This window comes from Fusibacter sp. 3D3 (genome assembly GCF_001748365.1).
Lineage (GTDB): Bacteria > Bacillota > Clostridia > Peptostreptococcales > Acidaminobacteraceae > Fusibacter_A.
This window is the reverse complement of sequence record NZ_BDHH01000021.1, coordinates 1-12,332: the sequence shown is the minus strand read 5'-3', so window position 1 is coordinate 12,332 and position 12,332 is coordinate 1. Positions and strand designations below refer to the sequence as shown.

Annotated in this window: 10 protein-coding genes and 1 other RNA gene; 9 read left to right on the top strand and 2 right to left on the bottom strand. The window is 36.2% G+C overall.

All coding sequences use genetic code 11. From position 1 onward, the window contains the following. Window positions 1-33: 33 nt before the first annotated feature. A protein-coding gene (locus F3D3_RS23525; protein ID WP_139132152.1) for an IS630 family transposase occupies window positions 34-1,082 on the bottom strand; the annotation gives its coding sequence in 2 pieces (ribosomal slippage) (window positions 34-570 and window positions 573-1,082; 1,047 coding nt in all). Window positions 1,083-1,421: 339 nt separating this feature from the next. Between F3D3_RS23525 and rnpB the strand changes: the two genes are divergently transcribed. Both rnpB and F3D3_RS19040 read left to right on the top strand, forming a co-directional pair. Then, window positions 1,422-1,760, top strand: an RNA gene (rnpB, locus tag F3D3_RS19045) — RNase P RNA component class A. Window positions 1,761-2,110: 350 nt separating this feature from the next. Next, window positions 2,111-2,665: a hypothetical protein gene (locus F3D3_RS19040; protein ID WP_069876028.1), complete on the top strand. Its 555-nt coding sequence runs from the start codon at window positions 2,111-2,113 to the stop codon at window positions 2,663-2,665. A 157-nt stretch (window positions 2,666-2,822) separates the two neighbouring features. Here F3D3_RS19040 and F3D3_RS19035 read toward each other — a convergent pair whose 3' ends face one another. Further along, window positions 2,823-3,380 (bottom strand): TetR/AcrR family transcriptional regulator, encoded by a 558-nt coding sequence (locus F3D3_RS19035; RefSeq protein ID WP_069876027.1) that lies wholly within the window; start codon window positions 3,378-3,380, stop codon window positions 2,823-2,825. A 155-nt stretch (window positions 3,381-3,535) separates the two neighbouring features. Here F3D3_RS19035 and F3D3_RS19030 point away from each other — a divergent pair, with 155 nt between their 5' ends. The 7 genes from F3D3_RS19030 to F3D3_RS19000 all read left to right on the top strand — a co-directional run. After that, window positions 3,536-4,021, top strand: a complete 486-nt coding sequence (locus F3D3_RS19030; protein ID WP_069876026.1) for an HXXEE domain-containing protein — start codon at window positions 3,536-3,538, stop codon at window positions 4,019-4,021. Between the two features lie 239 nt (window positions 4,022-4,260). Then, a complete protein-coding gene (locus tag F3D3_RS19025) occupies window positions 4,261-6,249 on the top strand; it encodes a transporter substrate-binding domain-containing protein (RefSeq protein ID WP_069876025.1) in 1,989 nt (662 codons plus the stop codon). A gap of 16 nt (window positions 6,250-6,265) precedes the next feature. Next, window positions 6,266-7,621 carry a sigma-54 dependent transcriptional regulator gene (locus F3D3_RS19020; protein ID WP_069876024.1) on the top strand — a complete coding sequence of 452 codons (1,356 nt, stop codon included), beginning with the start codon at window positions 6,266-6,268 and terminating at the stop codon, window positions 7,619-7,621. 206 nt (window positions 7,622-7,827) lie between these two features. Further along, window positions 7,828-8,133 carry a 2-amino-4-oxopentanoate thiolase subunit OrtA gene (gene ortA, locus F3D3_RS19015; protein ID WP_069876023.1) on the top strand — a complete coding sequence of 102 codons (306 nt, stop codon included), beginning with the start codon at window positions 7,828-7,830 and terminating at the stop codon, window positions 8,131-8,133. After that, window positions 8,130-9,530 (top strand): 2-amino-4-oxopentanoate thiolase subunit OrtB, encoded by a 1,401-nt coding sequence (gene ortB, locus F3D3_RS19010; protein WP_139132151.1) that lies wholly within the window; start codon window positions 8,130-8,132, stop codon window positions 9,528-9,530. Before ortA ends, ortB begins: the two co-directional genes overlap by 4 nt. Before the next feature lie 209 nt (window positions 9,531-9,739). Continuing rightward, window positions 9,740-11,182: a Na+/H+ antiporter NhaC family protein gene (locus tag F3D3_RS19005; RefSeq protein ID WP_069876022.1), complete on the top strand. Its 1,443-nt coding sequence runs from the start codon at window positions 9,740-9,742 to the stop codon at window positions 11,180-11,182. Window positions 11,183-11,389: 207 nt separating this feature from the next. Then, window positions 11,390-12,332, top strand: a 943-nt coding sequence (locus tag F3D3_RS19000) for a DUF6444 domain-containing protein (protein WP_069876021.1), incomplete at its 3' end; no start/stop codon positions are given.

Here is a 12,332-nt window from a genome sequence, read left to right as displayed (position 1 = left end):
TATTATATATAAGTTGAATTAAATTTTAATAATTTACAATTGGACACATAACCGATCTATAATAATATGTGGATGTTTTGCAATTTCTGTTAGAAAAGCAGAGACATTCTTTCTAATCTCATATGTCTTGTTATAAAAAACATTGTTGATGACTTTTTCTTTAAGCCAACCCCAGAGACCTTCTATCAAGTTTAGATTTGGACTATATGGAGGTAGATACATTAACTCAAGTCGATGGGAATTTTCTAAAAGAAAAAGCTGAAGCAACTTGGCGTGGTGTATCCTTGCATTATCAAGAACCATAACAATTTTACCAGAATACCGTTCAAGTACATTGTTCAGAAAACCAAGAAATGTTTGTGCATCGTATGTTTCGTGCTCTTCACAATAGATATCTCCACTCTCATAATCTAAACAGCCCACTAGTTTTACGCCACGATGCTTTCCATACGTCTTGATGATTTTTTGTTTGCCGCGTTCAAACCATGTAGCTCCGATCGCTTGGTAATCTCGAATCATAGATTCATCCTCGAATAGTATGTGTTGGATTTCACCGTTTATCAATTTTTTTTAACATCAATAAATGCCTTGCGAAATTGCTCTTGCTTTAGGGGATCAGCTTTAGCTAACGTGTACGTAGGACGTGTGAATGATAAATTCAGTCTAGACAATATCAACGTGATACCTTTGATGCTGTATTGAACTTTGAATTCTCTCAAAATATATTCTGCTACAATTCCAGCTGTCCAATTGAAATTAGCTACAAAACCAACATCGGCGGGTGTTTTGTTTAAAATGAGGTCTTTTATTGTAGCCTCTTGCTCTTCGGTTAACCGACTTGGTTTCCCTTTGCGTGGAGCATCTGGGATTGAACTAAGCCCTATGCTACGATACTTTGTATATAATCTTGAAATCGTAACAGGAGTCAACTGTGTTATTTCAGCGATTTCTCCGACCTCTTTTCCTGTTCCGTATAAATAGATAGCTTGAATTCGACGATATTCACGTTTGATTTTTGATGATCTTATTGCTTCTAAAAGTTCTTTTATTTGTTCTTGAGTTAGTGGCTTGCGTTTATTCATAGGGTTCATCCTCACATAGTAGTTTTGGTTATGATATATATCGGATGATTTTTATAAAATTTTAATTCAATTTATATAGCAATGAGATGCTCAGTTCTTCGAAACGAATGGAGACTGCCTGTTGAAGCAAATTCTTTGATTGCGTTTCTTTCTTTAAAAGTAACATCTGAGACTATTGTACTTCTTGATGGTATTGCATATCCTGCAAGCGTAAGCACAGAGAAATCAGTAACCAATTTTGTTTATTAATATTATCAATCATATTTGAAGTAATATTCATATTTTAATATATAGAAGTGTGCATCTTGCAAATTCTTATTTTATACTATATAATGTGATAGAGTAAATCAGACAATCGTATGCTTTGGCATGAGGAAAGTCCGAGCTCCGTAGAGCAGGGTGCTGGGTAACCCCCAGTGGAGGCAACTCCAAGGAAAGTGCAACAGAAATAGACCGCCTCTTTTAGGAGAGGTAAGGATGGAAAGGCGAGGTAAGAGCTCACCAGCGCATAGGCGACTATGTGGCTCTGTAAACCCCACCTGGAGCAAGACCAAGTTAGGGTATAAAAAGGATGCTGCTCGTATCCCCCAGTGGTAGGTCGCTTGAACGTATTGGTAACACTACGTCTAGATAGATGATTGTCTAATACAGAACTCGGCTTATAGATTTACTCAACCAGTTGAAAACACTAGCTTTTAGGGCTAGTGTTTTTGTTTTGCCATCATTAAATTACCTAATTTTTGTGTCTATAATGTGTATAACAGATAAATCATTAGATTCATCCAACTTTTTCACTGCTGAGCTAGGAAAAATGAAAAATTACCATGAACTTGAAAAATCATACCGTGTACATTATACATTACAAAAACACATATTCAGGTTCAACAAATGGTGTTTATGTTAGCTATCATACTAGTGATAATTACAACAAACCATTGCCATATCTTATTGTTGCATTCGATTATGTGCGAGGCATTAGTTTCTCAAATGCAAATTTTTAGTGATATAGTATATAATACAAAGGCAGGTTGATCTGCCTTTGTATTATTGCAACAGGAAAGGGTGGTGTTATCCTAAAAAAGAGTATAGTAATTTTAACGATAGGTCTTGCTATTGCGTTTTTGTACTTCATTTATTTAGGTAGTGGTGTTGAAAACACGTATGGATTCAATATATCAAAAAATGATATTCTTGCTGTAAAAAAAGATATTGAAGCTTATTATTCAGCAATAAACAATCATAATGTTGAGGAAATGATAAAATACACCATCGACTTAGAGCCTGAAGGCAGAATTGAGTTCTTGAAAGAGGCTTTCAAAAATGACTTTAGTTTATCATTTAAAAATCTTGAAGTCCTTCATGACTTTCCAATATCAGAATTTGATAATGCTAGATATGTTGAAGAATATGATATAAAAAAAGCAATCGTTATAAAAGCAGAATTCAGTTTTGATTCTATTGAACTGCCTGTTCTAATGGGAATGGATGCAGGTGAACATAAAATTTTCTTGTATGTAGTTCTTGCTGGAAAGTCTAAACAGTGGCAAATTATTGATATGTCTACAATTGACCCATATAAATAGCATTGGAATAAAGCACTCTAGAGATAGAGTGTTTTATTTTTTCTAAAGAGAACCCCACAAGTTCTGCTAGAGAGGTCCAAAGGCCTTGGCTTGTAACCTCCAAAATTATAAATCTCCCAGTCAGAAAATGGATTACCTTTCTCAACATAAAATGATATTAAACATTCACTCGAATCGCATCCGCTATAATTTCAGAAAGTGCCTCTGGTGTTTTAGGCGTATCTTCTTCTAACCAGAGTACAAGCATATTCCAAAATCCACCCGCACTATAGGCTAGAGCATATTTGGTACTCTCTATGTCACCGTATTCATTGCGCTGTGCCTTAAAATGATCATAAATCAAGGGCAATTGTTTATTGATAGACAATAAGACGAGAAATAACAAATTACGCTTGTGAAGCAGTCTCAGCATATCAATATGTTGTGCCCAAAAAGTAAAAAGTACTTTTGAAATCGCGGGAAGTTTCAAATTTTCTGCTTTCATGAGCATCTGCACGTATTGCGCACTTATTTCCTCAAAATGATAATTGAGAATGTCTTCTTTTTGTGTAAAATGTCTATAAAATGTACGCCTAGACAATACAGCTTTATCTGTAATTTCTTGTATAGTAATGAGATTGAATTCTTCTTTTTCCATAAGCTTGAGCAGAGCAGAGACCAGCATTTGCTTTGATCGTCTCGCTGATGGATTTTCTTTAGAATGATTTTGCAGCATAGCACACTCCTTTAATGCTTTAAATATGTCACACTTACGCGAATTTGTAGCACTTTCATCATAAGCATTGACCCTAAGTTTAATTTCATTATACTAAATTACATAAAGTGTCGCAAATGAGACATTAATTATCACGACGTTAAAGGAGGTTCTTTATGACTATAGAAACACTTGCATGGATGTTACCCCTCATTTTTATCGTTCATGATTTTGAGGAAATCATTTTGATCAAATCATGGAAGGCAAAAAATCAAGATTTATTTCTCGCACCCACAGGCTTTAAACCTTACGATCACTTTAAATCATCAGAGCAATTCTCTATAGCCGTTTTAGAAGAGTTGATATTGTTTATCGGTGTTTCATTTTACACGGTTTTAAGGCAAAACTATCTTGTTTGGATTGGCACTTTTTTTGCTGTAACCTTTCATTTTATACCACACTTCCTATTTTGCTTACGCGTTAAAAGATTTGTACCTGGTGCCTTCACGGCTCTATTGGCGTTACCATTTAGTCTTTGGATTTTATTTGATGTGATCCAACAGACACATTACAGTACATTTGAACTTGTAGTATCTTGTATTATATGTTCATTTGTATTTCTATCTAATTTAAAAATGATTCAACAAATGATGAATCGGTAATCCTCGCCAAGCCTATTTGAACACATGATTTTAAGCAAATTCAAATCAATTCATTGAGAGTTAAAATTTGAATCATGTTATAATTAAAAGGATAACACCATCCAATTTTAATTATAGATTCCCTATATTGTTAATACTTAAATTTTACAGGCTGCAAGCTTAAATCTTTATGCTTTTGGCAAGATAATTGCGTAAGTATAAGATGATAAAAACTGTTTTTGGATGAAAGGGATTACTTTATGAAGAAAAAAATAGGATTTGCTATACCCATAATTGTAATTACATTTTTTTTATATCTATTAATTCTAAATTTCTTAACGGATAGCAACAGCCATTCAAGTTTATCTGGCGTAAAACTCACCGCTGATGAACTTGAGTGGTTAGAGCACCATGGTCCGTTGATTTATGCCGCTGATAATAACGCCCCGCCACTGAGATTTGTAGATGAATCTGACGGACAGTATAAAGGGGTAGTTGTTGATTATGTCAATTTGTTGTCATTACAGCTTGGGATCAATATTGAAGTCCATCCTTTACTATGGGAAGACGCCTTGAAACAACTCTCTGAAAACAAATCGGATTTATGTGATATGTTCAAAAGCGAAGAGCGTAGCAAGCACTTTGTTTTTACAAAGCCCATCTACAAGCTACGTGCCGTTGTGGTTACCAATAAAGCTTTAAAAAATTTAAATGGCATTGGCAAACTACACTTTGCGACTCAAGAGGGCGATTATGTAAATGAATATCTTAGAGAAAACTACCCCGACATTCAAATTACTTATGTCCCTGATGTCAGTCATGCTTTAGATTTGCTTTTAAAAGGTGAAGTAGACGCCGTCGCTGGAGATGAACCAGTTATCCTCTATTTGATCAATCAAAATCCTAACGGCTATAAACTCAATGTGGTAGGTGAAACTCTATACGATAAAGAAGTGGTATTTGCAATCCCAAAGGAGAAAAAGGAATTGGTTCCTATCATCAATAAGGGCATCGATTCAATCGTTGAAATTGATCAATTAGAACGCATCCAACAAAAATGGTTTGGCATATCTACACCCTTAGTAAAAATGCCCGACAATACACTGATTTTCAGAATACTGATCGGGATGTTTAGTATTTCAGGCTTGATCCTTATAGGCATGTTCACATGGAATAAATCACTTCAAAAAGAAGTAGAACGTCGTACAACTGAAGTCATCAACAGTAAAAATGATCTTCAAATAACCTTTGATGGTATAACCGAGTATATCGCCTTAATGGACTTAGAACTGAATATCATCAATATTAATAAATCTTACTTGGATTTTCTCAATCTAAAAAAAGAAGAGGTCATAAAAAACCCATATGCATTGATTTTTGATACCTTTGGCACAGAAACCATTGATGACTTGGCGCATTATGTTACCGAAACAGAATTGCCCAGTAGTAAAGAAATCATTAAGTCACACCATTACTATAATATTAGAATGTATCCATTAAAAAGCTCTAATAATGACAAAAAAAATCTTTTAGTCATTATTCAAGATGTGACTAACGAAAAATTATCGGAGAGCAAATTACTTCAAGCCAATAAAATGTCAGCCATAGGGCAATTAGCCGCCGGAATGGCTCATGAGATTCGGAACCCACTGGGGATTATTAGAAATCAAAGTTTTATTTTAGAATCTAGGATAGAAGACCCTAAAGTGAGTCGATCATTTGTACTGATCAATTCAGCCGTTGAACGCGCAAGTCAAATCATAGATAATTTGCTCGATTTCTCTAGACTCACAAACGATGAAAAAAGATGGATTGACCTCAATGATTTTATATCCAAATTACTTTCACTTGAAGATAAGACACTGTTAAAATTAAAGATCAATTGTGTTTTAAAATGTGAACCCAACTTAAAAATAAAATCCAATATTGAATCTCTTAAACATATCTTGATTAATCTCATTTCTAATGCCATTGATGCCATAGGAAACGAAGGTGAATTGGTGATCTATGTCTTTAAAAATGAGAGCGGGATAAAAATACAAGTAATCGATACAGGTATCGGGATCACCCCTGATGAAATCGAGAAAATTTTCAATCCTTTTTATACCACAAAAGAAATTGGTAAAGGCACAGGATTAGGCTTATATATTGCTTATAATGAAGTCAAAAAATTAGGTGGCGAGATTGTGGTAAAAAGGACAGAAGATCAGAGAACTGTTTTTGAAGTCTCTTTGCCACAGAAGCTTTAAAATAGGAGGGCTGTATATGGAATCTACTAAAATTTTAATCGTTGATGATGAAATAGAATATCGAGAAACCTACCGAATGCTCCTTGAAGACAACGGTTATATCGTAGGTGAGGCTAGCGGCACTGAAGAGGCTCTTGAAATTTTAGAAAGAGAATATTACCCAGTCGTCCTTACAGACATCTTAATGACAGGTGAAGACGGTATTTACCTTCTAAAACAAATTAAGAAGCGCTATCAAAATAGTATTGAGGTGATTATTGTTACGGGCTATGGCAGTGTCACAGGCGCTGTGGAGGCTATGCGGATTGGTGCATTGGGGTACTTTATCAAAAGTCACAATCCTCAAGCACTCCTCGTTGAAATTCACAAAGCAAAACGCTTGGTACAGTTTGAAGCCCAAAAAAACACAATCCGAAAAAAAACAGACGCTGGAGCGTATATCTCTCAATCTCAAAACCCCCAAATGCAAAAAATATTGGACACCATAGATGAACTTAAAACTTCAAATTGCAACGTTCTATTGACAGGAGAGTCTGGCGTTGGCAAAGAAATAATCGCAAAGTGGATTCATGAAAAAAGCAGTCGAGTGGATGAGATTTTATTACCTGTAAACTGTCAAGCCATGTCAGAAAATTTACTTGAATCAGAACTTTTCGGACATGAGAAAGGGGCTTTTACAGGAGCGGCCAACAAAAGAATTGGTCGTTTTGAAGAGTCCCATGGAGGCACCTTATTTTTAGATGAAATAGGTGAGCTGTCACCAGAGATACAGGTAAAACTTTTACGAGTACTTGATAACAGGTATATAGAGCGGCTCGGTTCAAATAAGCAAATCCCTGTGAATTTTAGATTAATTTCTGCCACAAACAGAGATCTTGCCACGGAAATCAAAAAAGGCAATTTCAGACAAGATCTATTTTACCGAATTAATACGCTTCATATCGAAATTCCGCCACTTCGAGATAGAAGAGAAGATCTGCAAGAGATGATTACTTTTTTCATAAATCAATACAGTATCGAAATGAAAAAGGAAATCAAAGTGATTGATCAAGAAACAGAAAAGTATTTGCTCACTTATGATTATCCTGGTAACATTAGAGAACTGAAAAATATCATCGAACGATTGGTAGTCCTCTCTAAAGCGGGTGTTCTCAAAATGGATTTTATGCCTCAGCAAGGTATCCTAAATAATCAAACTTATAATCAACCCATAATGCTATATAAAGAAGCTAAGAAAATATTTGAAATCAATTTTATCATGAATGCGCTTTCCAATTGTAATAACAACATCACAAAAACAGCTGAAGCAATTGGTATGAGTAGAAAGCAATTATTCAACAAAATGGTAGAGCATGATCTAAACCGGGACTAAACCTAAACTGAACACATATGATTTGACTGAGCAGTGATTGATAATTCAATTGCTGCTTTTTTGTATATCATTATTTTTCGTCTAACTTGAACTGAACTGTTCAACTTGTGAGAAATTGGCTTTGTTTTTGCGTTAAATAATAGTGCGTATGAATCCATAGATTCACTAAACTGTAGATCAATTTCATTATACGAGGAGGTTTATCAATGAGTAAAGCAACAAACGGATGTTGGGTAGAGATTGAAACTCAGGTACTGAGCTCAAGTGAAAGAGCACCACAGATCCCTTTGGATACTAAAAAGACACCACTTCTAATGTGGACCAGAGGTTTTCTTGTGGAAGATGAAGCCGAATTAGACATGATGGTTACAATTGAAACCTTGTGCGAGAGAAAGGTTCAAGGCAAGTTAGTAGAAATCAATCCACGCTATGACCACGATTACGGTGAAACCGTTATGGCGTTACTTGAAACCGGTGTGCGTATCAGGAAAGATCTCGGAGGTATAAAATGAAATCTATGAGCTATGAGGCAGTGATGTCTCGAAAAAATGAAATCATGAAAACCGCTGTAGGTATTGATTACAGCAAGTTTGAGTTTGGTAAAATCGGATTCGATTATGAAGGTATGATGGCAAATGTCGCTTATTCCATGGAGGAGATGGAAGAAATCCAAAGGCGAACTAAAGTTGGTAAAACGCCCTTATTTGAACTTTATAATATCAACAAATTGATTAAAAAGTATGCTGAAGTTGGTAAAGGCGCACGCATTTTTATTAAAGATGAAGCCGCAAATGCCTCTGGTTCCTTTAAAGCAAGAAGAGCTGCAATCTCCGTTTATCATGCCAAAAAAAAAGGCTATAAAGGCGTTATTGCCGCAACAAGCGGCAATTATGGTGCTGCTGTAGCATCACAAGCAGCTCAGTTAGGCCTCAAATGTATCATCGTACAAGAAATGTATGATTCAAGAAAAATAGGACAACCTGAAATCGTTGAAAAAGCAAGAAAATGTGAAGCATTTGGTGCTGAAGTGATCAGACTCACAGTGGGGCCTGAATTATTTTATACTTTTCTCAAGATTATCGAAGAAACAGGCTATTTCAACGCCTCCCTTTATACACCATTTGGTATTGCAGGCGTAGAAACACTCGGATATGAAATTGCTGAACAAATGCTTGTACTTGAAGGGCGTTATCCAGATGTCGTCGTTGCGACGCATGCTGGTGGGGGCAATCTCACTGGAACAGCACGCGGGTTGATAAAAGCGGGGGCAACATCATGCAAGATTGTTGGCGCATCTGTTGATTTAAAAGGGCTTCATATGGCATCCGACAAGGACTTTAATCGAAAATCATTTACCACTGGCCACACGGGATTTGGAATACCTTTTGCGACTCAACCTGATCGAGCTGATGTTCCAAGAAATGCAGCAAGAGTTCTGAGGTATATGGATCAATATATAACGGTTACACAGGGTGATGTATTCTTTGCAACAGAGGCATTAGCACAAATGGAAGGTATTGAACGAGGCCCAGCAGGGAACATCTCTCTTGCTGCTGCTATAGGCCTTGCAAAGACTCTAGATAAAGATCAAATCATAGTCGTTCAAGAAACAGAATATACAGGTGCAGGTAAACATCCATCACCTCAACTGACCTTTGCAAAACAAAATGGTATTTTAGTGAAAAGAGGATTACCAGCAGAAAACATTCCAGGAGAGACCGTTGTAATTCCAGAACATTTAGGTCAAATTGAACCTACAATATTAGATTTAAACAGTTTGAAAAAGCGTTATCTTCAAAACGCACTAAAGGATTATGCATACAATGACCTCAGTTCTGAAGATCAAAATTACTTGGCTGATGAAGTTAAATTATCCATTGATGAAGTTAAATCGCTTATTCAAAAGTAGGTTAGTAGGTAATATATTACTATGAAATATTTTTCCACCTAGAAAAATATTTCATAGTAATTAGGACTAATAGAATTACATTTTGATTGTTTTGCAATGAAAACAATTGAAATCTTTGTATTTAAGAAAATATTTTTTTTGGCAAAGGAATTGCTATATATAAAAGTGTCGGCGTTTTATTTTTATATGAATTGTTAGGAGGATACACGATGAACAAAAGGGGTAAGTTAGAGTTTTACGGTGGGGAATGGATGTCCTTTGTTCCATTTATTGTGTTTTTAGTATTAATTGTTTTGACGACCTTTGTTGCCGGTTCCATTTCAAATGGTGCTTTATGGATTCCAGCATTTATGGCCTTGATCATTTCCTTTTTCTTTGCTAAAGACAAGAAACTGTTCAGCAATATCATTATTGATGGCATGGCGAGTAGAGAAGCCATTATTCCAGTGGTATGTTGGATCTTTGCAGGCGTATTTTCCAGAATTTTAAGAGAATCAGGTTTGGCATTAGGATTGGCAGGCACTTCAGCATCACTTGGCATTAGTGGAACGACCTTTGTAGTGGTGTCTTTTATATCTTCAGCAATCTTTGCAACTGCATCTGGTACTGGGTTTGGTACTATTGCCGCAGGTATGGGCGTTCTTTACCCTGCCGGACTTGCTTTAGGTGCTCATCCAGCATTACTAGCAGGTGCTATTGTTTCTGGTGGGGCATTTGGAGATAATTTAGCGCCAGTATCTGATACAACCATCTGTTCGGCAACCTCACAGGGTGTAGATGTTCCTGGCGTTGTCAAATCTAGATTAAAATATGCGCTCACAGCAGCAGGCATGACCTTGATCGCCATTGTTATCTTTGGAATGACACATTCTGGTACTGCAACTGTTGTAGGCGAATTTGCATATGATCCCAAAACTTTATTAATGCTGATTCCAGTAGCACTAACCATTTGGATTGCCATTAAATCAGGGGATATTATAATAGCAACGACAATCGGATCCGTACTTGCTGGCGGAACAGCTGTTATGGCTGGCTTGATGGATTTTATCCAAATAGATCCATCAGGTGAAGTGACCCGAAATGCACTTTTTAGAGTATCAGGTGCTGGACTTGACAGAACAGTTGATGGGATTGTGTATACAGGCATCAATAGCATGATTCAAGTAGTCCTTTTGGCGATATTACTCTTTGGTTCAATTGCCATCATGCGTGCTGGCGAAGGTGACATTAAGCTTTTAAATTCGCTGGGTAAAGTTGCAAAGACAGCAAAGGGCGCTGAGTTTTCTATCATGGGTATGACCATTTCACTCTCAGCACTTATGGGACTCAATGCACCAGCTATATTAGCAGTAGGCGCTTCATTTGCTAAACCGCTTTCTAGAAGACATGGTATCAGTCCATACAGAACAGCCAATTTACTGGATGCAACATCCTGTACACTAGTATATTCACTCCCTTGGACGCCTGCTATTATTTATACAATAGGATTCACCCAAGATAGTGCCTATCCGTTAACAGCACTTGAAGTAACACCATTTGTCTTCTACGCGATTGCAATGCTCATCGTCATGGTTGCCAGTACATTACTTGGAATTGGTCGAAATGACAATATGAATGGTCGAACAATTGAAGATTTAGAAAATATAGAATAATTTGTAACTATTCAGTCACATGATCTAATATCAAGTAAAAATCATCATAATAAGTCACATCACAACTAGAAAAAACAACACTGATAACACTGTGAACCCCAATTCGTTATTAATAAAAAAATGGCTTCAATCCWTTGAAAACACTGTMTTTATCTGCTGATTAATGGTATAATTATAGTAGATAAAACAGAAAGGAAAGTCGTGAAAATGAGTGAAAATCTACATTCTAAAACAATTAAAGAGCTCATTGAGAAAATTGATGATTTAACATCAATTATTAGCACTCTCACGACTACAGTGGCGGCTCAAAGTAAAATGATTAAATCGCAAACTGAAAAGCTAAATGCTCAAACTGAAAAACTTAACGCTCAAAGCGAAACGATTTCAGAACAAGCTACTGTTAATGATAAACTTAAAGAAAAAATTAAAGTTCAACAAGAACGGTTGAATAAAAATAGTAACAACAGCTCTAAACCACCTTCAAGTGATGGTCTTAACAAGCCTAAGCCAAAGAGTTTAAGAAAACCTTCTGTTAAATCACCTGGTGGTCAGAAAGGGCACCAAGGGAATGGTTTTAAACTTATGAAAGAACCAGATGAAACAATACAATATCACTCTGACCAATGTGAGGGATGTCCCAGATTTGGTTTTTGCAAAGTATGTGGCGTTTCCGAAACCAAATATGATGTAGATATTTGCGTTGAAACTAAAGTGACTGCCCATCAGGTTTTATCCTATGAATGTCCAATTAAAAGTAATCGTGTGATTTCTGGTACCTTTCCTAGTAATGTAAAAAGCACTATGCAGTACGGAGATAATTTAGAAGCACTCGTTATTGCACTTAACACATCAGGCATGATGGGGGTTAAACGTACTCATGACATTTTAAGTGCAGTTTTTGGTATTCCAATCAGTACGGGTACTATCTTTTCAATGGTTAAAGAGTGTGGTCTGAAATTAAAGGATACTGTCGAGATAATACGCCAGACTATTTGCGATTTGCCTCACGTTCACTTTGACGAAACTGGATTACGTGTTAACCAAGAATTACACAGGGTTCAAGGTGCTTCAAATGAATCGTTCACGTATTTATCAGATGAAGAGAAACGAGTTAATATTTGTATGGAATACAGTGGTGTTCTGACTAACT